21 protein-coding genes are annotated in these 19,984 nt (G+C 72.9%); 11 read left to right on the top strand and 10 right to left on the bottom strand.

Annotated elements, in window-relative coordinates:
* Positions 1-12: 12 nt before the first annotated feature.
* Genes Q392_RS00105 through Q392_RS00090 form a run of 4 tightly spaced genes read right to left on the bottom strand, consistent with a single transcriptional unit; the run spans position 13 to position 4,902 of the window.
* On the bottom strand, positions 13-1,164 hold the full coding sequence (locus tag Q392_RS00105) for an acyl-CoA dehydrogenase family protein (RefSeq protein WP_245610605.1): 1,152 nt from the start codon (positions 1,162-1,164) through the stop codon (positions 13-15).
* Positions 1,157-2,683, bottom strand: a complete 1,527-nt coding sequence (locus tag Q392_RS00100; protein ID WP_038200189.1) for a long-chain-fatty-acid--CoA ligase — start codon at positions 2,681-2,683, stop codon at positions 1,157-1,159. The genes Q392_RS00105 and Q392_RS00100 overlap by 8 nt, the downstream gene beginning before the upstream one ends.
* 19 nt (positions 2,684-2,702) lie before the next feature.
* A complete protein-coding gene (locus Q392_RS00095) occupies positions 2,703-3,707 on the bottom strand; it encodes a Bug family tripartite tricarboxylate transporter substrate binding protein (protein WP_051952546.1) in 1,005 nt (334 codons plus the stop codon).
* A 22-nt stretch (positions 3,708-3,729) separates the two neighbouring features.
* Positions 3,730-4,902, bottom strand: coding sequence for a CaiB/BaiF CoA transferase family protein (locus Q392_RS00090; RefSeq protein ID WP_038200188.1), 1,173 nt, complete (start codon positions 4,900-4,902; stop codon positions 3,730-3,732).
* A gap of 133 nt (positions 4,903-5,035) precedes the next feature.
* Between Q392_RS00090 and Q392_RS00085 the strand changes: the two genes are divergently transcribed.
* The 3 genes from Q392_RS00085 (at position 5,036) to Q392_RS00075 (ending at position 7,171) form a co-directional block, all read left to right on the top strand.
* Positions 5,036-5,683 (top strand): TetR/AcrR family transcriptional regulator, encoded by a 648-nt coding sequence (locus tag Q392_RS00085; RefSeq protein WP_169748268.1) that lies wholly within the window; start codon positions 5,036-5,038, stop codon positions 5,681-5,683.
* Between the two features lie 80 nt (positions 5,684-5,763).
* A complete protein-coding gene (locus Q392_RS00080) occupies positions 5,764-6,057 on the top strand; it encodes a PhlB family protein (RefSeq protein WP_157007654.1) in 294 nt (97 codons plus the stop codon).
* Positions 6,050-7,171, top strand: a complete 1,122-nt coding sequence (locus tag Q392_RS00075) for a thiolase family protein (protein ID WP_169748267.1) — start codon at positions 6,050-6,052, stop codon at positions 7,169-7,171. Before Q392_RS00080 ends, Q392_RS00075 begins: the two co-directional genes overlap by 8 nt.
* A gap of 56 nt (positions 7,172-7,227) precedes the next feature.
* Here Q392_RS00075 and Q392_RS00070 read toward each other — a convergent pair whose 3' ends face one another.
* The gene (locus tag Q392_RS00070) at positions 7,228-8,013 is read right to left on the bottom strand and encodes an IclR family transcriptional regulator (RefSeq protein WP_051952542.1); all 786 of its coding nucleotides are present in this window, start codon (positions 8,011-8,013) and stop codon (positions 7,228-7,230) included.
* Positions 8,014-8,122: 109 nt separating this feature from the next.
* Here Q392_RS00070 and Q392_RS00065 point away from each other — a divergent pair, with 109 nt between their 5' ends.
* From Q392_RS00065 to Q392_RS00045, 5 genes are all read left to right on the top strand, one after another.
* The gene (locus tag Q392_RS00065; RefSeq protein WP_169748266.1) at positions 8,123-9,541 is read left to right on the top strand and encodes an FAD-dependent oxidoreductase; all 1,419 of its coding nucleotides are present in this window, start codon (positions 8,123-8,125) and stop codon (positions 9,539-9,541) included.
* Positions 9,542-9,585: 44 nt separating this feature from the next.
* The gene (locus tag Q392_RS00060; protein WP_038200177.1) at positions 9,586-10,548 is read left to right on the top strand and encodes a Bug family tripartite tricarboxylate transporter substrate binding protein; all 963 of its coding nucleotides are present in this window, start codon (positions 9,586-9,588) and stop codon (positions 10,546-10,548) included.
* A gap of 30 nt (positions 10,549-10,578) precedes the next feature.
* Positions 10,579-11,607, top strand: coding sequence for a Bug family tripartite tricarboxylate transporter substrate binding protein (locus Q392_RS00055; RefSeq protein WP_051952540.1), 1,029 nt, complete (start codon positions 10,579-10,581; stop codon positions 11,605-11,607).
* A 15-nt stretch (positions 11,608-11,622) separates the two neighbouring features.
* Complete coding sequence (locus Q392_RS00050) at positions 11,623-13,104, top strand: M81 family metallopeptidase (protein ID WP_038200175.1); 1,482 nt, start codon at positions 11,623-11,625, stop codon at positions 13,102-13,104.
* A gap of 81 nt (positions 13,105-13,185) precedes the next feature.
* Positions 13,186-13,932, top strand: coding sequence for a glutathione S-transferase (locus Q392_RS00045; RefSeq protein ID WP_038200174.1), 747 nt, complete (start codon positions 13,186-13,188; stop codon positions 13,930-13,932).
* 4 nt (positions 13,933-13,936) lie between these two features.
* On the opposite strand, the gene rsmI is transcribed toward Q392_RS00045, so the two are convergent.
* Complete coding sequence (rsmI, locus tag Q392_RS00040) at positions 13,937-14,890, bottom strand: 16S rRNA (cytidine(1402)-2'-O)-methyltransferase (protein WP_038200172.1); 954 nt, start codon at positions 14,888-14,890, stop codon at positions 13,937-13,939.
* A gap of 1 nt (position 14,891) precedes the next feature.
* Here rsmI and Q392_RS00035 point away from each other — a divergent pair, with 1 nt between their 5' ends.
* The 3 genes from Q392_RS00035 (at position 14,892) to Q392_RS00025 (ending at position 16,757) form a co-directional block, all read left to right on the top strand.
* On the top strand, positions 14,892-15,287 hold the full coding sequence (locus Q392_RS00035; RefSeq protein WP_038200169.1) for a YraN family protein: 396 nt from the start codon (positions 14,892-14,894) through the stop codon (positions 15,285-15,287).
* 112 nt (positions 15,288-15,399) lie between these two features.
* Positions 15,400-16,011, top strand: a complete 612-nt coding sequence (locus tag Q392_RS00030; RefSeq protein WP_038200166.1) for an SIS domain-containing protein — start codon at positions 15,400-15,402, stop codon at positions 16,009-16,011.
* Complete coding sequence (locus Q392_RS00025) at positions 16,008-16,757, top strand: BON domain-containing protein (RefSeq protein WP_038200164.1); 750 nt, start codon at positions 16,008-16,010, stop codon at positions 16,755-16,757. Before Q392_RS00030 ends, Q392_RS00025 begins: the two co-directional genes overlap by 4 nt.
* A 172-nt stretch (positions 16,758-16,929) precedes the next feature.
* Here Q392_RS00025 and Q392_RS00020 read toward each other — a convergent pair whose 3' ends face one another.
* The 4 genes from Q392_RS00020 to Q392_RS00005 form a co-directional block, all read right to left on the bottom strand.
* Positions 16,930-17,847, bottom strand: coding sequence for an NAD(P)-dependent oxidoreductase (locus Q392_RS00020; RefSeq protein ID WP_038200162.1), 918 nt, complete (start codon positions 17,845-17,847; stop codon positions 16,930-16,932).
* A 52-nt stretch (positions 17,848-17,899) separates the two neighbouring features.
* On the bottom strand, positions 17,900-18,685 hold the full coding sequence (loiP, locus tag Q392_RS00015; RefSeq protein ID WP_038200160.1) for a metalloprotease LoiP: 786 nt from the start codon (positions 18,683-18,685) through the stop codon (positions 17,900-17,902).
* Between the two features lie 117 nt (positions 18,686-18,802).
* The gene (locus Q392_RS00010) at positions 18,803-19,777 is read right to left on the bottom strand and encodes a Bug family tripartite tricarboxylate transporter substrate binding protein (protein ID WP_038200158.1); all 975 of its coding nucleotides are present in this window, start codon (positions 19,775-19,777) and stop codon (positions 18,803-18,805) included.
* Between the two features lie 3 nt (positions 19,778-19,780).
* Positions 19,781-19,984, bottom strand: a 204-nt coding sequence (locus Q392_RS00005; RefSeq protein WP_157007651.1) for a hypothetical protein, incomplete at its 5' end; no start/stop codon positions are given.

Genomic DNA, 19,984 nt, shown 5'->3' with positions numbered 1-19,984 from the left:
CTCGTGCTGCCATCACCTGCGCGGCCAGATGCCCCGGGCGATGATTTCCTTCATGATTTCCGACGTGCCGCCGGCGATGCGCTCGACGCGCGCATCGGCATAGGCGCGCGAGACGTTGTATTCGCTCATGTAGCCCCAGCCGCCGTGCAGCTGCAGGCAGGCGTCGGCGGTGCGCCCGAGCATCTCGGTGGTCCATAGCTTGCCCGCCGCGGCGGTGGTCTCGTCCAGCGAGCCGTCGCGGTAGGCGCCGATCAGCCGGTCGACCAGCGCGCGCCCGGCCGTCAGGTCGGCCTTGACCGCCGCGAGCTGGAAGCGCGTGTTCTGGAACTGCGCGACCGCCTGGCCGAAGGCCTGCCGCTCGCCCACGTAGGCCACCGTGTCGCGGAACACGGCCTCGGCGCGGGCCTGGCAGATGATGCAGATGGTCAGGCGCTCGCGCGCCAGGCCGTGCGCCAGGCACTTCATGCCGGCGCCCTCGGCGGCGAGCAGGTCGCCCTCGGCCAGCGCCACGCCGTCGAAGAAGATCTCCGAGGTGTCCTGCGCATGCTGCCCCATCTTCTCCAGCCGCCTGCCGCGCTGCACGCCCGGCAGGGCGGCGTCGACGAGGAAGATGGACAGGCCTTTGGCGTCGTCGTCGGTGCGGGCCGCGACGACGAAAAGGTCGGCGAGCTGCCCGTTCGAGATGAACACCTTCTGGCCCGACAGGCGCCAGCCGGACGCGGTGCGCACGGCGCGCGTGCGGATGCCGCGCAGGTCGCTGCCCGCCGCCGGCTCCGTCATCGCCACGGCCGCGATGGCCTCGCCCGTCACCAGCCGGGGCAGCCAGCGCGCCTTCTGCGCATCGGAGCCGAAGTTCGAGACGTAAGGCGACGCCATCTCGGAGTGGATCGCGAAGCCGGGGCCCGGCGCATGCGCGTAGGCCATCTCCTCCAGCGCCACCACCGTGTACAGGTAGTCGGCGCCGGCGCCGCCCCACTGCTCGTCGACCGTGCAGCACAGCATGCCGACGGCGCCGGCTTCGCGCCAGATCGCGCGCGGCACGCAGCCCTGGCGTTCCCATTCGAGGTGGTGGGGCGCGATCCGCTCGGCCACGAAGCGGCGCACCTGGGCGCGGAATTCCCGATGCTCCGCCTCGAACATCGGGCGGGCGAGCACGTCAGTCATGGCTGTCCTTCGATCGCTGCAGGCACTGCTCGCGCAGCGCCTTCTTCTGTACCTTGCCGACGGCCGACAGGGGCAGCGCGTCGGCGAATTCGTAGCTCTTCGGCGCCTTGTAGCCGGCGATGCGGCCCCGCACGTGTTCCCGCAGCTCGTCGGCGCTCACGCGGGCGCCTGCCTTGCGCACCACCACCGCGTGGACGCGTTCGCCCCACTTGTCGTCCGGCAGGCCCACGACCGCGCAGGCCTGGACGGCGGGATGGCCGGCCAGCGCGCTCTCGACCTCGCTGCAGTAGATGTTCTCGCCGCCGCTGACGATCATGTCCTTGATGCGGTCGACGACGTAGAGGAAGCCGTCCTCGTCCAGGTAGCCGCCGTCGCCGGAGTGCAGCCAGCCGCCGGCCAGCGCCGCTTCGGTCTGCGCCGGGTCCTTCCAGTAGCCCTTCATGACCGGAGCGCCGCGCATCAGGATCTCGCCCACGGCGCCGGCCGGCAGCGGGCGGCCCTCGGGGTCGGCGATGCGCAGCTCGAAGCCCGGGATCGCCTGCCCCGCTGCCTTCAGCTTGCCGGCCATCGGGCCGTCCAGCACGTGCCGCTCGGGCGCGAGGAACACGCTCGCGCCGCAGCACTCGGTCATGCCGTAGAACTGGTTGATGGCCGCCCGCGGAAAGCCCTGCAGCACGCGCTCCAGCAGCGCGGGCGTGATCGGCGCGGCGCCGTAGCTGATGTGCGTCACCTGGGCCAGCAGGCGGTCGTCGCGGCACGGCGCGTCGAGCACGGCGGCCAGCATCGTGGGCACGAGGTTGAGGTGGGTGACGCCGTCGTCGCGCAGCCGCCGGTACACGTCCTCGGGCGTGAAGCGGGCGAGGAAGCTGTGCGCGCCGGCGCCCATCGTGACGCCCAGGCCGATGCCGAAGTCGGCCAGATGGAACATGGGCGCCGCGTGCAGGTACACCGACGACGGGCCGAGCCGCAGGTCGCGCAGCATGCCCGAGGCCGCGAACGCGAAGTTGCGGTGGCTCAGCTCGACGCCCTTGGGCAGCCCGGTGGTGCCGCCGGTGTAGAAGATGGCGGCCGTGGCCTCGTAGTCCGGCGCGGCGGCGTCGATCGCCGGTCCCTGCAGCAGGTCGCGGTGCATGGCCTCGTCGACGACCACCAACTGCGCCGGGCCTGGCGTCGCCGCCGCCTCGGCGAGGCCGGCCATGTCGGTGTCGGCGAGGACCAGCGAAGTCTCCGCGTGCCCGAGGATGTAGCGGATCTCGTCCGCGGCCAGGCGCGTGTTCAGCGGCACGAGCACGCCGCCGCACCACCAGACGGCCAGCAGCAGCTCGAAGTACATCGGCGAGTTCAGCGCCAGCGTGGCGACGCGCGTGCCGGGCTCGACGCCCAGTTCGCGCAGGCGCCCGGCGATCCGCGCGATGCGCCCTTCGAGTTCGCGCCAGCCGATGGTGCGTTCCGCGTCGATGACCGCCGCGCCCCGGGGGCGCACCTGCGCGGCGCGGCGCACGGCAAGGATGAGTGACATGGAGCTGCCGGCCTCCGGGCTACTGTTCCAGGCGGATCTGGTGCGCGCGGATCATGCCGCCGGCGTACGTGTCGTCGCGTTTGACCAGCGCCTGGAACTCCTCCACGCTCATGAGGCCGGGCTCCTGGTAGAAGCCGTTGATCTTCTGGACGAGCTCGGGCGCCTGCAGCGCCGCGCGCATGTCGGCGCCGAGCTTCTGGACCACCTCCGCCGGCGTACCCCTGGGCGCGAAGACGCCGATCCACGAGGGGGACTCCATGATGGGCAGGCCCAGCTCCTTGAGCGTGGGAACGTCCGGCGCGAAGCGGTAGCGCCTGGCGCCGGTGACGGCGATCGGCACCAGCCTGCCGGCGGCGATGTGCTGCTGGACGCTGCCGAAGTTGGACAGGGCCATCGCCACCTCGCCGCTGAGCACCGCCTGCACGGCCGGCGCCGCGCCGCGGTAGTGCGCGATCACCATGTCGATCTTCTTCTGCTTGGCGATCTCCGCCGCGACCAGGTGGGCGGTGGAGCCCACGCCGAAGGTGCCGAAGGAGAAGGCCTTCGGGTCCTTGCCGGCCTTCTCGGCGAAGTCGCCGAAGCTCTTCACGCCCAGGTTCGGGTTGACCACCAGCACCAGTTGTTCCAGCGTGATCGCGCCGACGGGGATCAGGTCCGTCATCGGGTTGAAGGGAAGCTTCTGGCCCAGATGCGGCAGCTGGAAGGTCAGGTTGATCGTCGCCAGGAAGGTGTGGCCGTCGCTCGGCGCGCCCAGCACGGAATTGACGGCAATGATCGTGTTGGCGCCCGTCTTGTTGTCGACGATCGCCGACTGGCGGCCGCCCCACACGGTGCGCAGCTGGTCCGCCAGCATGCGCGTGGCGACGTCCGCCCCGCCGCCGGGCGCGAAGGGCACGACGAACTTGACCGGCTTGGTCGGCCAGTCGAGGGCGGCCCCTGCGCCGGACTGGGCATGAACGGCCGCGGCCGGCATGCCGAGCGCCACGGCGCCCGCGTGGATGAATGTGCGTCTGCGGATGGTCATGTGTGTGTCTCCTGGTGGGTTTCTAGAAAATCGCCTTGCTCTCGCGCAGCGCCTGGATCTGCTCGCCTGTCTTGCCGAGCTCTCTCAGGATCTCGTCGGAGTCCGCGCCCGGGGCGGGCGGGGTCTTGCGCAGCGTGCCCGGCGTCCGCGAGAAGCGAGGGGCCGGCGCCGCCTGGATGCGGCCGCCGAAATCGACGTAGGTGCCGCGCGCGACGTGGTGCGGGTGCCGTGGCGCCTCGCCGAGCGACAGCACGGGCGAGACGCAGGCGTCGCAGTCGTCGAAGATGGCGCGCCACTCGGCCTGCGAGCGCGTCTCGAAGATCGCCTGGAAGCGGCGCTGCTGCGCGGGCCAGTCCGCCGGATCGGTCGCGGTGCCGGCGGGCTCGGGCGGCAGGCCCAGGCGCCGGACGAACTCGGCGTGGAACTCGGGTTCGATCGGCCCGACCGCCATGTAGCGGCCGTCGCGCGTGCGGTAGGTCGTGTAGAAGGGCGCGCCGGAATCCAGCAGGTTGGCGCCGCGCTCTTCCTTCCAGTGCCCGGCCTGCGCCAGGCCCTGGATGACCGTCATCAGCGAGGCCACCGCGTCGGTCATGGCGACGTCCACCACCTGCCCGGCGCCGGAGCGCGCCGCCTCGGCCAGCGCGCAGGCCATGCCGAATGCCAGGTACAGGCCGCCGCCGCCGTAGTCGGCCACCAGGTTCAGCGGCGGCACCGGCGGGCCGCCGCGCGTGCCGATCGCGGCGAGCGCGCCGCTGAGCGCCAGGTAGTTGATGTCGTGCCCCGCGCGGGGCGCGAGCGGGCCCTCGCGGCCCCAGCCCGTCACGCGGCCGTACACCAGCCGCGGGTTCCTGGCCAGCAGTGCGTCCGGGCCCAGGCCGAGACGCTCCATCACCCCCGGGCGGAAGCCTTCGACCAGGCCGTCGGCGCCGTCCAGCAGTTCGTGCGCGACGGCGCGGCCGGCGTCGCTGCGGAGGTCGAGGCTGATGGAGCGGCGGTTCCGGTGGAGGATGGTAAACCCTGATTCACTTTCGGAAATCCCGCTGCCGCGACCCGTGCGCTCGATGCGGATCACGTCCGCGCCCATGTCGCCCAGCAGCATGGCACACAGGGGGGCGGGCCCCTTCGAGGCGAACTCGACGATGCGCAGCCCGTGCAGCGGGCCCCGGCGAGGCATGGAGTCGGAGGGAGAAGTCATGGCGACGCGTGTTCTATGAACGAAAGTAAATCATGATTCAGTTTTTTGTGCAAGCCAAACAAGGCACTGAAATCTCGAAGAATCTCTATGAAATTTCTGGACGGCCCCTGGGTGGAGTCGCATAATCTGCCACGTGAATGAAGATTTAGATATAGACGACGTCGAGTCCGACGACGGCGCACCCCGCACCAAGGGCGCCGTGACGCGCGACGCCATCAAGGCCGCCGCCCGCCGCGCGATCGCCATCGACGGCTTCGCCGGCGTCAAGGTGGCGGACATCATGAAAACGGCCGGCAAGTCGCCGGGCGCCTTCTACCTGTACTTCAAGAGCAAGGAGGCGCTGCTGCACGACCTGCTGGCGGATTTCCAGGACAAGCTGCTGGTCGAGGTGAATGCGCCGCATGCGCCGCACGAGGACATCGCCACCCACCTGATGGAGCGGCTGCGCGCCTTCTGGCGCATCTACCGCGAGGACTGGCCCATCGCGACGGCGGCGTTCCAGATGTCGATGACCGACCGCCAGTTCGCCCGGGCGTGGCACAACATCCGGCAGCAGGGCATCCGCGGCTTCGCGGCCGTGGTGCGCAAGGCGCAGTCGCGCGGTGCGATGCCGGGCATGGACGCCGAGCTGGTCGCCTCGGCGATGACCTCGATGATCGAGTACGCCTGCTACAACTGGACGGCGCGGGGCGGCGACTTCCCCGACCGCGTCATCGACGACCAGACCGCCACCGGCGTCCTGTCGCACCTGATCCTGAAGGCCATGGCCGACGAGCGCTGAGCGCTTCGCGGCCCGCTGCCTGCGGCCGCCGCTGTCCGCCGCCGCCTGCTTCCGTTTCCTTTCTTCCTCTGGAGAACCCCTTGCCTGTCGCTCAACTCCCAGCGTCCCGGGACCCGGTCTCGGGACAGATCTACGTGCCGCCGCGCAGCTTCGTGGCCGACGGCTCGCTGCGCGAGGCGGAAGCCCTGGCGGTGCCGGCCGCCGGCGTGCTCTTCAGCGCGACCACGTTCAACGGCCAGGCCTACGGCATCGTCGACCTGGACTGCGGCGCGCGCATCCAGACGCTGCTGGAGGCAGGCACTGACCGCATCGGCGCGCGCGTCGCCGCGCAGGCCGTCGACGAGCAAGGCCATGCGAGGTTCGCCCATGAATGACGTGCTGATCGCCGGCGTCGGCATGGTGCCCTTCGGCAACCACGGGCCCGGCGTGGGCGTCCGGCTGGGCCGCGACGCCGCCCTGGCCGCGCTGGAGGATGCGGGCCTGAGCTACCGGGACATCGATGCGGTGGTCGTCGGCACGGCGCACCCCCTGTCGCCGCGCGGCATCTTCATCGCGAAGGAGCTGGGATTGACGGGCGTGCCGGTGCAGCACGTCACCAACGCATCGGCCACGGGCCTGGCGGCCGTGCACGCGGCGCGCCAGGCGATCCGCTGCGGCGACGCGCGGCGCGTGCTCGTGATCGGCATGGACTCGCCGCAGAAGGCCGTGCCCGTGGAGGAGCTCATCGTCGCGGAGGGGAACTTCCCGCCCGTCGTCTCCTTCGCCCTGTGGGCGAAGCGGCGCATGCACGAGCGTGGCACCACGCGCGAGCACCTGGCCATGATCACCGCGAAGAACTGGAACTACGCGCGCGGCAATCCGTTCGCGGCGCGCCGTGCGCCGGAGGAGGTGGGCATCGAGCGCGTGCTCGGCAGCCGCATGATCGCGGATCCCTTCACGTCGATGATGTGCACGCCCTGGGGAGAGGGCGCCGCGGCGGCGGTCCTGTGCAGCGAGGAGGCCTGGCCGGCGGGCTCGGCGCACCCCCGCGTGCGGCTGGCCGGCAGCGCCTTCGGCAGCGACGCCTATTCCCGGGAGCTGATCCTCGAAGGCGCGATCGTCGGCCCGCCCGAGCTCTCGCGCGTCACCACCGCGGCGGCGCTGGCCCAGGCGGGGCGCAGCGTGCGCGATGTGGACGTGGTGCAGGTGCACGACGCCTTCGCGGTGGAGGAACTGATGTACTACGAGCTGCTCGGCTTCTCGGAGCCCGGCGCCACCGAGGCGCTGGTGGAGCAGGGCGCCTTCGGGCCCGGCTCGCGCGAGCGCTTCGGCCTGCCGGAGTTCTCCACCGACGGCGGCCTGCTGGCCCGGGGCCATCCCGGCGGGCCCACGGGCCTGGCGCAGATCTGGGAGACGGTGCGGCGGCTGCGCGGAAGCGATCGCGTCGGCGTGTGCCACCTGCTGGGCGCCGGCTCCGTCTGCGTGGTGCAGGTCCTGGTGCGCGACTGAGCCGATCGTCCCGTCCGTCCTGATCACAGGGGGCGCGCGCTTCGCCGGCCCTCGGATCAGTAGCGCAGCAGCTCCAGTTGCGCGCCGATCTTGCGGGCCTCGGCGTTCAGCCGCTCCAGCAGCCGGCTGCGCCGCGGCGGCGCCAGGTCGGCGCCCGCCGCCGCCAGGCTCAGCGAGGCCAGCGGCTCGCCCGCCGCCGAGCGGATCGCCACGCCGATCGCGGCGATGCCGGGGATGATGTCCTCCTGGTTGCAGCCGTAGCCCAGCCGGCGGGAGCGCTGCAGCATGCGCCGCACGGCCGTCTGCTGCGCCTCGCCGCGCCGCACGATCGCGCGCAGGTTCAGCGCCTGGATGCGCGATTGCTCCGCGCGCGGCAGCGCGATCAGCATCGCCGCGCCGCCGGCCGAAAGGCTCAACGGCCGGCGCGTGCCGACCTCCACCGTGTAGGCCTTCAGCGCCTTGCGTCCCTCGAAGCGCGCCACGCACACCGACTCGGCGCCGCTGCGCACGTTGAGGAACACGATGTCGCGCGTCTCGGCGGCCAGTTGCGCGAGCGCCGGGCCGGCCAGCCGCTCGATCGCGAAGTGCGGCGCGGCGGCCACGCCCAGCTCGTAGGCCAGCGGCCCGAGCGTGTAGCGCCGCGTGCCCGCCACGCGCACCGCCAGGCGCTCGTGCAGCAAGCAGCCCAGCATGCGGTGCACCGTCGAATGCTCCAGCGCGGCCTCCTGCGCCAGGTCGCTCAGCCGCCAGCCGGTGGCGGTGCGCGCCGACAGCAGGCGCAGCAGGCCGATGGCCCGGTGCAGGCTCTGCGCGCCGTCGGCGGCGTGGGTGCGCGAAGTCATTTTGTCCACTATACGGAAAAACAGGCAGGCCCCGGCGACACGGACCGCATTGCGCTTCGAATAATTCCCTCACGCCCGATCGGGGCGGAGAGACACGGAGATGCAGGAGATGGAGACACGAGCGGACTTCGCGCCGGCCGCGCAGGTGACGGACAGCGACGTGGTGGTGCTGGGCGCGGGCGCAGCCGGCATCGCGGCCGCGCTGGCGGCGGCGCGCGGCGGCGCGCGCACCACGCTGGTGGAGTCGGGGCCGATGCCCGGCGGCGAGCTGATCAGCGGCATGGCGATCGATGGCGCGCTCAACGCGCGCGGCGAGTGGATCCTCGGCGGCGTGGGCCGCGAGCTGCTGGCCGAGTGCGAGCGCCTGGGCGGCTACATCGGCCCGCTGAACGACTTCCGGCTGATCTGGTACGTGTGCCTGGACCCGGAGGTGATGAAGCTCGCCGTGGCGCGCACCCTCGCGCGTGCCGGCGTGCGGCTGCTGCTGCACACCTGCGCGACCGGCGTGAGCATGGAGGCGGGCCGCGTGCGCGCGCTGCACGTGCTTAACAAGGAAGGCCGCACGGAGATCCGCGCGCCGCTGTTCATCGACTGCTCGGGCGACGCCGACATCGTGCGCGCCGCCGGCGGCGCGGTGCTGCAGGGCGGCCCCGGCGGCGAGCTGCAGCCGGTGTCGCTGATGTTCCGCATGTCCGGCGTGCGCACCGGGCCGCTGCTGGAATTCCTGCACGCGCATCCCGAGCACTTCGCGCTCGGCGAGAGCGAGGCGATCCGCCAGGGCCGCACCGACCGCGAGCTGGCGCAGGCGGCGCAGGCGCAGGGCGAGCCCACGGTGTTCCTGAAGGGCGACGGGCCGCTGGTGTCCGGCGCGATCGCGCGCGGCGAGCTGTATCCCACCGCGCTCATCATGATCCAGCCCACCTCGCGCCGGCGCGGCGAGGTGTGCCTGAACACCACGCGCATCGGCGGCATCGACGGCACCCGCACGGCGGACCTGAGCGCCACCCTCGCGGCCCTGTCCGACCAGGTCTGGCAGTGCAGCGAGTTCATGCGCCGCCACGTGCCCGGCTTCGAGCAGGCGGCCTACAGCGGCATCGCCAGCCGCGTGGGCGTGCGCGAGACGCGCCGCATCGACGGGCACGCCAGCCTGTCGCAGGAGGACGTGCTGGCGGCGCGCAAGCGCGAGGACGGCATCGGCAAGGGCTCGCACCACGTGGACATCCACCAGTCCGGCACCGGGCAGGTCCGCATCCCGGTGCAGGGCGGCGGCTCCTACGACATCCCCTGGGGCTGCCTGCTGCCGAAGGGGCTGCGCAACGTGGCGGCGGCGGGGCGCATCCTCTCGGCCGACCGCGGCGCGCACGGCTCGGCCCGCGTGATGGGCCCCTGCCTGGCGATGGGCCAGGCGGTGGGCACGGCCGCCGCGATGCTGCGCGACGCGGACGGCGACGACTTCGCCGCGCTGGACGTGCAGGCGCTGCGTGCGCGGCTGCGCGCCGAGGGCGCGATCCTGGACGGCACGCATTGATCCGCACCCGCAGCGGACACCCAGAGAGCAAAAGGAGACATGCCATGAAGAAGCTCATCGCCGCCGTGCTGCTTGGCGCGTGCGCGCTGGCTGCCTCGGCAGAAGCCGGCGACTACCCGAGCGCGCCGGTTCGCATCGTCGTGCCCTTCCAGGCCGGCGGCCTGACCGACATCCTGGCGCGCGCTATCGCGCAGCACGCGGGCCAGCACCTGGGCCAGCAGTTCGTCGTGGAGAACAAGGCCGGCGCCAGCGGCAACATCGGCGCCGACTTCGTCGCCAAGAGCAGGCCGGACGGCTACACCCTGCTGATGGGCTCGATCGGCACCAACGCGGTCAACGCGCACCTGTTCTCGCGCATGCCCTACGACACGCTGAAGGACTTCGCGCCGATCGGCCTGGTGGCCAGCGGCACGCTGATGCTGGTGGCGCATCCGTCGGTACCGGCGGCCGACATGAAGTCGCTGCTGGCCTACGCGCACGCCCACCCCGGCAAGCTGACCTATGCCTCCGGCGGCGCCGGCGCCTCGCAGCACCTGGCCGGCGAACTGCTCAAGACCATGGCGAAGGTGGACATCGTGCACGTGCCCTACAAGGGCGTGGTGCAGGGCGTCACCGACGTGGTGGCCGGCCAGGTCGACCTGACCTTCGACCTGGCGACGGTGGAGCCGCACATCCGCGCGGGCAAGCTGCGTCCGATCGCCGTGGCCAACGGCAAGCGCTCGGCCGCCTTCCCCGAGGTGCCGACGATCGCCGAGGCCGGCGTGCCCGGCTACGAGGCCAGCGCCTGGTACGGCCTGTTCGCGCCGGCCGGCACGCCGCCGGCAGTGATCGCGAAACTCAACGCCGAGGTGGTGCGCGCGCTGAACGACCCGGCGCTGCGCCAGCGGCTGGCGACGCTGGGCGCCGAGCCGGCCGGCAGCTCGCCCGGGGAGCTCGCGCGTTTCGTGCGCGCCGAGTACGACAAGTGGGGCCGGGTGGTGCGGGAGGCCGGGATCCGGCTGGACTGAACGATGCAATGCACGCAACAGGAGGAACGCATGTTTGAAACGCAACGCGCTTGGGAAGAATCCGCGCGACGGCTGTCGCGCCGCAGGCTGCTGGGCGCAGCCGCCGCTGCCGCGCTGCCGCTGCTGGGCGCGCCGGGCCGCGCCTCGGCCCAGCCGGGCTTTCCGTCGAAGCCCGTGCACCTGGTCGTGCCGTTCGCGGCGGGCGGCGCCACCGACGTGCTCGCCCGGCTGCTGGCGAAGTCGATGGAAGGCGCGTTCGGCCAGCCGGTGATCGTCGAGAACCGCGTCGGCGCGGCGGGCGTGCTCGCGGCGTCCTACGTCGCCAAGGCGCCGCCCGACGGGCAGGTCGCGCTGTTCGGCGGCGTGGGCACCAACGCGCTGCTGGAGTACACGCAGCCCACGCTGCCGTACAAGCCGGCGCGCGACTTCGTCGACGCCGGCAACTTCTGCTACGTGGACTTCGTGATGGCAGTGGCGGCCGACAGCCGCCATCGGTCGCTGCGCGACCTGCTGGACGATGCGCGCGCGAACCCCGGCAAGGTGTCCTACATGTCGGCGGGCCCGATGGGCACGCTGCACATCGCGCAAGAGGCGTTGTGGAAGCGCGCGGGCGTCACCCTGAACCACGTGCCCTACAAGGGCGAGAGCCACGTGGTGCCCGACCTGGTGGCCGGCCGCGTCGACCTCGCGCTGATGACCTTGTCGCTGACCCGCCAGCTCGCGCAGGAAGGCAAGGTCCGCATGCTGGCCACCCTGGCGCCCGAGCGGCTGCGCGCCGCACCGGACCTGCCCACGGTGGCGGAGCAGGGCTTCCCGGGCTTCGCCATGCCGACGTGGAACGGCGTCTTCCTGCCCCGGCAGACGCCGGCCGAGGCGGTGCGCGCCTTCAACGACGCCATCAACGCGGCCCTGCGCGATCCGGCCGTCGTGCGGCGCATCGAGGACATGGGCCTGTCGCCCAGCGAGCTGAACACGCCGGCGCAGCACGCGCAGTTCATGGAGAACGAGCGCCGGCGCTGGCGCACCATGGTGGCTGAAAGCGGCGTGCAGGTGCAGTAGGCGCGGGCCCGCTTCATGACAGGTGCGGCGAAAAAGGCATGCATCGCCCTCGGCGGTTTCTCGCACGAGTCCAACTCCTTCGCGCCGTCGCAGGACGTGGGGCTGGACCACTTCCTGTCGCGCCGCGACCGCCCGCCGCTGCTGCCCGGCGCCCGGATGCTGGACGAACTGGGCTCGGGCGCCTTCCCGACCACCGGCTTCCTGCAGGCGATCGGGCAGGACCACGCGCTGCTGCCGCTGGCCTGGGCCAGCGGCGGCGCCGGCGGCATGGTCAGCGACGAGGCCTTCGAGCACGTGTGCGGCGAACTGGTGTCGCGCCTGGCCGGTGCGCCGCGACCCGACGCCATCTACCTCGAATTGCACGGCGCCATGGCGACGCCTCGTCTCGACGACCCGGAGGCCGAGCTGCTGCGGCGCGTGCGCGCAGTGGCGGGCGAGCAGGTGCCGATCGTCGTCACGCTCGACTACCACGCCAACCTGTCGCCCGCCTTCGCCCGGATGATCGACGGCGCGGTGGTCTATCGCACCTACCCGCACGTCGACCGGGTGGCGTGCGGACGGATCGCCGCGGGCCTGGTCCGGCGGCTGCTGGTGCGCGGGCGCAGCGCCGGCGTGGCGATCGCGCACCTGCCCTTCCTGATCCCGCTGCATGCCCAGTCCACGCTGGACGGCCCCAGCCGCAGGATCGTCGACCGCTCGCTCGCCGATGCCGGCGAGGTGGTCAGCCGCTGCTATGCGGCCGGCTTCCCCCTGAACGACCGCCACTGGTGCGGCCCCGCCGTGATGGTGCATGCGGACAGCCAGTCCGCGGCCGACGAGGCATGCGCCAGCCTGCTGCGCGCCGTGCTGGACGAAGCGCCGCACTTCGAGGCGGCGCTGTGGCCGATGGACGCCGCCGTCGAGGAAGCGATGCGGCGCAGCAGCGCGCCCGGCACCGGGCCGGTGCTGCTGGCGGACGTGCAGGACAACCCCGGCGCCGGGGCCGGATCGGACACGACCGGCCTGCTCGCCGCGCTGGTGCGCGCGCAGGCGCAGGGCGCGCTGCTGGGCATCCTGTGCGATGCGGCCGCGGCAGCCGCGGCCCACGCCGCCGGGGAGGGCGCGTCGATCGACATCGCCCTGGGTCGCCCGCCCTTCGCCGGCCGTTTCGTCGTCGAGCGGCTGGGGGACGGCCGCTTCGTGTCCACCGGCAGCGTGGCCGGCGGCCTGCGCATGGACCTCGGCCCGATGGCGCTGCTGCGCATCGGCGGAACGCGCGTCGTCGTCAGCACCACCCGCATGCAGGCCTTCGACCCGGCGCCGTTCCACCACCTCGGCGCCGACCCGGCGCGCGCCGCCATCCTGGTGCTCAAGAGCACCTGCCACTTCCGCGCGGACTTCGGCCCGCTGAGCCGCGACGTCCTGCTGGTCGAGGCGCCCGGCGACGCCGCGGCGGACCCGGCCCGCTACCCGTACAGGCGGCTGCGCCCCGGCGTGCGGCCCGGCCCCGCCGCCTGAGGCGCGGGCGAAGACCTTCCGGGTGGCGCAGCGGCGCATCGTCCGACGCCGCGCGCCGACGCCGCGGCGCAGACTGCTGGCATGACCGGCACGAACCGCACTCCCTACCAGCTCCACTACTGGCCCACCATCCAGGGCCGCGGCGAGTTCGTCCGGCTGGCGCTGGAGGCGGCCGGCGCGCCCTACGTGGACGTGGCGCGCGAGCCGCCCGCGCGCGGCGGCGGCGAGGAGGCATTGATGCGCACGCTGGGCGATCCGCACAACCCGCGTCCCTCCTTCGCGCCGCCCTTCCTGATCGACGGGGACGTGGTGGTGGGCCAGACGGCCGCCATCCTGCTCTACCTGGGCCCGCGGCTCGGGCTGGTGGCCGAAGGCGAGGCCGACCGCGTGTGGACGCAGCAGCTCCAGCTCACCGTCGCCGACGTGGTGGCCGAGGCGCACGACACGCACCACCCGCTGTCGGTGTCGATGTACTACGAGGACCAGCGCGAGGCCGCGATCGAGCGCAGCCGCGCCTTCTGCCGCGAGCGCATCCCCAAGTACCTCGGCTGGTTCGAGCAGGTGCTGGCGCGCAACCCGGCGGGCCCGGCGCACCTGGTGGGCGATGCGCTCAGCTATGCCGACCTGTCGCTGTTCCAGCTGGTGGCCGGGCTGCGCCATGCCTTCCCGCGGGCCGCGAAGCGGGCACTCGCCCGCACGCCGGCCGTGGTGCAACTGCACGACCGCGTGCAAGCCGTGCCCCGCGTGGCGGCCTACCTGCGCAGCCCGCGCCGCATCGCCTTCAACGAGGAAGGCATCTTCCGGCGCTATCCCGAACTCGACCTCTGAATGCTCAGGCGTCCGGCGCCGCCTGCTGCAGCGCCACCGCCCGCGCATAGAGCGCATTGCGCGGCGCGCCGGTGATCTGCGCGGCCAGCCGCACCGCGCCCTTGGTCGGCAGCTCGGCCAGCAGCAGGCCGAGCACGCGCTCGGCCTCGGCGTCCAGCGCCGGCTCGGCCCCGCCGGCGGCGGGGCGCGCGAGCGGGTGCAGCGCCAGCACGAACTCGCCGCGCGTGCGCTGCGGCGCGGCGACCAGCCAGGCCGCCAGTTCCTGCGCCGGCAGCGTGGCGATCTCCTCGAACTGCTTGGTCAGCTCGCGTCCCACGGTGACGGGGCGCGCGCCCAGCGCGGCCAGCGACTGCGCCAGCGCCTCGATGCGGTGCGGCGCCTCCAGCAGCAGCGCGGCGCGGGGCTCGGCGGCGAGCAGCCGCAGCGCCGCCTCGCGCTCCCGCCCGCGCGCCGGCAGGAAGCCGGCGAAGACGAAGGCGCCGCCCGCGTCGTCCACCAGCGCGGCGGCGCTGACCAGCGTGGTGACGCTGCTCGCACCGGGCAACGGCAGCACGCGGTGCCCGGCCGCGCGCACGGCGGCGGCGAGGCGGGCGCCGGGATCGCTCACGCCGGGCGTGCCGGCGTCGCTGACGAAGGCGATGCGCTGGCCCGCGGCCAGCCGCGCGACCACGGCCTGCGCCGCCTCGGCCTCGTTGTGCTGGTGCACCGCCAGCAGCTGCGCGGCGGGCCGCTCGATGCCGTAGGCGCGCAGCATCTGCTGCGTGTGGCGCGTGTCCTCGCAGGCGACCGCGTCGGCGATCTGCAGCACGTGCAGCGCGCGCAGCGTGATGTCGGCCAGGTTGCCGATCGGCGTGGCGACGGCGTAGAGCGTGCCCCCCGGATAATGCTGCGCGCCCGCCGCCTCGTGTGCGGCTTGCAGGGCGGCGCCGAAGGAGGCGCTGGAAGTCAGGGAGGTCACGATGGGTTTTCTGTCTCGCGTCGTCGCGGGCGCTGCGCGCGCCACGACCAAGTCGCAGGGCGACGCCGCCGAGGACGCGGCGCTGGCGCACCTGCGCGCCGCCGGCCTGGCGCTGCTGGCGCGCAATTATCGAACCCCCGGCCGCGGCGGCGGCGAGATCGACCTGGTGATGCGCGAGCCCGGCGGCACGCTGGTCTTCGTCGAGGTGCGGCGGCGCGGCAGCACGGCCCACGGCGGCGCCGCGGCCAGCATCGGCGCGGCCAAGCGCCGCCGCATCGTCTTCGCCGCGCGGCACTACCTGCTGCGCCTGCCTTCGCCGCCGCCCTGCCGCTTCGACGCGGTGCTGGTGGAGCCCACGGGCATCACCTGGCTGCGTGCCGCCTTCGACGCGGAATGAGGCCACCCCCAAGCCGGGAACCTCGCACGCGGCATCGCGCTCCATTCCACGCATGCGCGGCGCCGTCCTGCACGTTTGGTTGCAGGGCCCGCCGCTATCATCGCCCGCCAACATGCTCGAGCTTCGCATCCAGCAGCATTTCATCGACAGCGCCGACCTCAAGTACCAGGGTGGTCCGGGGCTGAGCAAGCCGCTCGTGCAGGCCGTGCAGGCGCTGCTGGCCTGCGTCACCAGCGGCGGCAAGGTGCTGGCCTGCGGGGCCGGCGTGTCCGGCCTGCTGGCCGCGCAGTTCGCCGCGCAGTTCGTCGGCCGCTTCGAGCGCGAGCGGCCCTCGCTGGCCGCCCTGGCCATCGACGGCCCGCTGAGCGACCCGCAGGCCGACACGCGCGCTGCCGCCGACGCCCAGGGCTTCGCGCGGCAGGTGCGCGTGCTGGGCGAGGCGGGCGACGTGCTGCTGGCCCTCACGCCCAGCGGCGAGTCGGCCGCCGTGCTGGCGGCGGTGTCGGCGGCGCACGAGCGCGAGATGACCGTGATCGCCCTGACCGGCGGCGTCGGCAGCGGGGCCGGCGGCGCCGTCGGCCGCGCGCTGCGCGAGACGGACGTGCAGGTCTGCGTGCCGCACGAGCGGCCGCTGCGCGTCCATGAAGTCCACCTCACCGCGCTGCACTGCCTGTGCGACGCGGTGGATGCCCAACTACTCGGAGAACAGGAAGTTTCGCCATGACGATCACGACCCTTCGCACCCGTTCGACGGCGCCGCTGCGCCTGGCTGCCGCCGCGCTGGCGGCCTGCACGCTGGCCGGCGCGCTCTCGGCCTGCGTGCCGCTGGTGGTGGGCGGCGCCGCCGCGGCCGGGGTGGGCCTGATGGCCACCGACCGCCGCAGCTCCGGCGCCCAACTGGACGACCAGGCGATCGAGCTGCGCGCCGCCGCGCGCATCCGCGAGATCGCCAACGACCAGATGAACGTCACCGTCATCAGCTTCAACCGCACGGCGCTGGTGATCGGCACCGTGGGCAGCGAGCAGGACAAGGCCCGCGCCGGCGAGGCGGTGCGCACCACGCCCAACGTGCGCCACGTGGTCAACGAGGTGGTGGTCGGCCCGGCGCTCGACATCCGGCGCCGCTCCAACGACACCTACATCACGAGCAAGGTCAAGGCCTCGCTGCTGGACGCCAGCGACGTGCCGGCCAACTCGATCAAGGTCGTGACCGAGGGCGGCGCGGTCTACCTGATGGGCCTGGTCACGCGCCGTGAGGGCGACCGCGCCACCGACATCGCGCGCGGCATCTCCGGCGTGGCGAAGGTGGTGCGGGTGTTCGAGTTCATCGACGAGGGCGCCACCGCCGTGCCGGGCGGCACCGGCGCGCCGCCGCAGGCCACGCCCACCGAGGGCTCGCACGTGCCGCTGCCGCCGATGGACTCGCCGCCGCCGGCCGCGCCGGGCGTGGTGACGACGCCCGTGCGCTGAAAAGAAACTGACGCAACGCTTCCGATCCGAAGGCCGCGGAGCAGGCCATGCGGGAACACCCGCGGAACTGGCTCTGCCAGGCCGCAGGGTGTGCCCCCTTGAGGGGGTTGGCGGAGCGGAACCCTTCGACAGGCTCAGGGCAGGCCAAGGTCCGCGAAGACTGGGGGTGGGTTTATTTCAGCCGAGTGACGAGGCTGGAGGTGTCGAAGCGGCTGCCGCCGGCCTGCTGCACGTCGGCATAGAACTGGTCCACCAGCGCCGTGACGGGCAGGCGCGCGCCGTTGCGCTTGGCCTCGTCGAGCACCAGGCCGAGGTCCTTGCGCATCCAGTCGACCGCGAAGCCGAAGTCGAACTTGCCTTCGATCATGGTCTTGCCGCGGTTGTCCATCTGCCAGCTCTGCGCGGCGCCCTTGCCGATCACCTCGAGCACCTTCGCCATGTCCAGCCCGGCGCGCTGGCCGAAGGCGATGGCCTCCGCCAGCCCCTGCACCAGGCCGGCGATGCAGGTCTGGTTGACCATCTTCGCCAACTGGCCGGCGCCGCTGGCGCCCAGCAGCGTCACGGCGCGGGCGAAGGCGCCGACGACCGGCTCCACCCGCTCGAAGGGCGCGGCCTCGCCGCCGCACATCACGGTGAGCACGCCGTTCTGCGCGCCGGCCTGGCCGCCGGAGACGGGGGCGTCGATGAAGTGCAGGCCCTTGGCCTGCGCGGCCTCCGACAGCTCGCGCGCGACGTTGGCGGAGGCGGTGGTGTGGTCGACGAACACGGCGTCCGCCTGCATGCCGGCGAAGGCGCCGTCGTCGCCCAGCACCACGCTGCGCAGGTCGTCGTCGTTGCCGACGCAGCAGAACACGATGTCGGCACCGGCGGCGGCCTCGCGCGGCGTGGGCGCGCCGGCGTGCGGCGCGCCGCCCAGCTCCTGCAGCCACGCGGCGGCCTTGGCGGGCGTGCGGTTGTAGACGGTGACCGTGTGGCCCGCCTTGGCCAGGTGGGCGGCCATGGGGTAGCCCATCACGCCCAGGCCCAGGAACGCGACGCGCCGGGCCGGGGTGGGGGAATAGCTCTTGGGGGTGAAGGAGGGGGTGGTCATCCCGCGAGCTTAGTCCAGCCCCCGGGCGCGTGCAGCGCCCGGAGGCGCCGCGTCACTTCTTCGCGGTGGCGGCGTCCAGGCGCTTGCGCATCGCGGCCGCGCGCTCCGACGACGGCGGGTGCGAGCTGAGGATCGAGCTGCCGCCGGACGCGCCGCCGCTGAGCTGGGCCAGCTTCTCGAAGGCGGTGACCAGGCCCTTGCGCTCCAGCTTGCGCTCGGTCAGCAGGTCGAAGGAATAGTTGTCGGCCGCGCTTTCCTGCGCCTGCGAGAACTGCGCGTTGACGAACTTCTCGGCCAGGTCGCCGGCCTGCGACTGCGACAGCTGCCCCACCACGCCGCCGGCCGATGCGGCCAGCGCCCGCGCGGCGGAGGCGGCGTAGGCGGTCTGCATGCGGGACTTGCTGTGGCCCAGCGCCACGTGGCCGATCTCGTGGCCCAGCACGCCGCGTACCTCGTCGTCGGTCATCAGGTCCATCAGGCCGCTGTAGACGCGGATGCAGCCGTTGGCCATGGCCCAGGCGTTCACGTCCTGCGTCACGTAGACCTTGTAGACCGCCGGCTTGCCGTTGACGGTGGTCGGCATCTGGCGCACGAGCTGGTTCAGGCGCTGCGTGTACTTGCTGCCGGCCGGCGCGATCTGGTTCTTCTGGTCCATCGCGGCGCAGGACTGGTCGGACATGGCGACCACGTCGCCGTCGCTCAGCGACATGGCCTTGGCGGCGGTTCCGCCGGCAGCCAGCAGCGCACTGGCGCCGTCGGCGGACTTCATGGTTTCGCAGCCCGTGAGCGCGGCCACGGCTGCCACGGCCGCGCATGCGGCCCAGCGATAACGATGCATGGGAACTCCCTGGTTTCTTGGAAGCGAAGGCCGGCCCGCCGCGCTGCGGCGCGGGCCGGCCCGCCGGATGCCGCCCGATGCGGCGCGCGGATCATAGAAGGTCCACGCGCCGGCGCGTCAATCCAGCTTGATGCCGGCGGCCTTGATCACCGGCCCCCAGCGCCGCGATTCGGCACGCGCCAGCTGGTGGAACTGCTCGGGCGTGCCCGGCATCGCGTCCATGCCGATGTCGGCGAAGCGCTTGATCACGGCCGGGGTGGAGAAAGAACGGTTCAGCTCCGTGTTCAGGCGCTGCACCGTCGCCGCCGGCAGCCCGGCCGGGCCCAGCAGGCCCTGGAAGGCGAACACTTCCGAGTCGCGCACGCCCACCTCGGCCAGCGTCGGCACGCTGGGCAGCAGCTTGCTGCGTGCGCCCGAGCCGATGGCCAGCACGCGCACCTTGCCGCTCTGCATGATCTGCAGGCCCGAGGCCAGGTCGAGGAACATGCACGGCACCTGGCCGCCCATCACGTCCTGCATCGCCGGCGCCGCGCCGCGGTAGGGGATGTGGGTGAGGAACGTGCTCGTGCGGTTCTTGAACATCTCCATCGCCAGGTGGTGCGGCGAGCCGTTGCCGGGCGAGGCGTAGTTCACCTTGCCGGGGTTGGCCTTCACGTAGGCGAAGAACTCCTTGAAGTCCTTGGCCGGGAAGTCCGGGTGCACCACCAGCGCCAGCGGGAACTTGCCGATCGCGCCGATGTAGCTGAAGTCCTTGTCGGGGCTGAAGGGCAGCTTGCTGAACAGGTACTCGTTGAAGGCCAGCACGGCGTTGTCGGCCGACATGATGGTGTAGCCGTCGGGCTTGCTCTTGGCCACCAGGTCGGCGCCGATGTTGGTGGCGGCGCCGGGGCGGTTGTCGATCAGCAGCGGCTGGCCCAGCGGGCCGCGCATGGCCTCGGCCAGGGCGCGGGCGATCACGTCGGTGCCGCCGCCGGCCGGGTAGGGCACGATCCACTTGATGGGCTGCTCGGGCCAGCCCTGGGCGCGCGCGAAGGGGGTGGCGGCCAGGGCCGCGCCGGAAGCCAGCGTGGCCAGCAGGTGTCGTCGTTGCATCGTTCAATCTCCTTGTGTGTCGTTGCCGAACGCGGACAGGGATGGTACGGGCAGGGCGTGGAGGGCGTCGGCCAGGGCCTGGCGGCATCGCGCCTCGTCGCCGAGCTGCTCGAACAGCAGCAGCGCCAGGCGGGCCAGCAAGAGCGACTCGCGCTCGGCGCCGGCCTCGCTGACGGCGCGGGCGCACTCGGCGTACAGGCGGTCGCG

The organism is Xenophilus azovorans DSM 13620 (assembly GCF_000745855.1).
GTDB classification, from domain to species: domain Bacteria; phylum Pseudomonadota; class Gammaproteobacteria; order Burkholderiales; family Burkholderiaceae_C; genus Xenophilus; species Xenophilus azovorans.
This window is presented reverse-complemented; position numbering and strand designations above follow the sequence as displayed.

Bases quoted from the DNA above. Each gene is read 5' to 3' on its own strand.
- Q392_RS00105 (WP_245610605.1), bottom strand. From the start codon at position 1,164: ATGACTGACGTGCTCGCCCGCCCGATGTTCGAGGCGGAGCATCGGGAA.
- Q392_RS00100 (WP_038200189.1), bottom strand. From the start codon at position 2,683: ATGTCACTCATCCTTGCCGTGCGCCGCGCCGCGCAGGTGCGCCCCCGG.
- Q392_RS00095 (WP_051952546.1), bottom strand. From the start codon at position 3,707: ATGACCATCCGCAGACGCACATTCATCCACGCGGGCGCCGTGGCGCTC.
- Q392_RS00090 (WP_038200188.1), bottom strand. From the start codon at position 4,902: ATGACTTCTCCCTCCGACTCCATGCCTCGCCGGGGCCCGCTGCACGGG.
- Q392_RS00075 (WP_169748267.1), top strand. From the start codon at position 6,050: ATGAATGACGTGCTGATCGCCGGCGTCGGCATGGTGCCCTTCGGCAAC.
- Q392_RS00070 (WP_051952542.1), bottom strand. From the start codon at position 8,013: ATGACTTCGCGCACCCACGCCGCCGACGGCGCGCAGAGCCTGCACCGG.
- Q392_RS00065 (WP_169748266.1), top strand. From the start codon at position 8,123: ATGGAGACACGAGCGGACTTCGCGCCGGCCGCGCAGGTGACGGACAGC.
- Q392_RS00060 (WP_038200177.1), top strand. From the start codon at position 9,586: ATGAAGAAGCTCATCGCCGCCGTGCTGCTTGGCGCGTGCGCGCTGGCT.
- Q392_RS00055 (WP_051952540.1), top strand. From the start codon at position 10,579: ATGTTTGAAACGCAACGCGCTTGGGAAGAATCCGCGCGACGGCTGTCG.
- Q392_RS00050 (WP_038200175.1), top strand. From the start codon at position 11,623: ATGACAGGTGCGGCGAAAAAGGCATGCATCGCCCTCGGCGGTTTCTCG.
- Q392_RS00045 (WP_038200174.1), top strand. From the start codon at position 13,186: ATGACCGGCACGAACCGCACTCCCTACCAGCTCCACTACTGGCCCACC.
- Q392_RS00035 (WP_038200169.1), top strand. From the start codon at position 14,892: ATGGGTTTTCTGTCTCGCGTCGTCGCGGGCGCTGCGCGCGCCACGACC.
- Q392_RS00030 (WP_038200166.1), top strand. From the start codon at position 15,400: ATGCTCGAGCTTCGCATCCAGCAGCATTTCATCGACAGCGCCGACCTC.
- Q392_RS00025 (WP_038200164.1), top strand. From the start codon at position 16,008: ATGACGATCACGACCCTTCGCACCCGTTCGACGGCGCCGCTGCGCCTG.
- Q392_RS00020 (WP_038200162.1), bottom strand. From the start codon at position 17,847: ATGACCACCCCCTCCTTCACCCCCAAGAGCTATTCCCCCACCCCGGCC.
- loiP (WP_038200160.1), bottom strand. From the start codon at position 18,685: ATGCATCGTTATCGCTGGGCCGCATGCGCGGCCGTGGCAGCCGTGGCC.
- Q392_RS00010 (WP_038200158.1), bottom strand. From the start codon at position 19,777: ATGCAACGACGACACCTGCTGGCCACGCTGGCTTCCGGCGCGGCCCTG.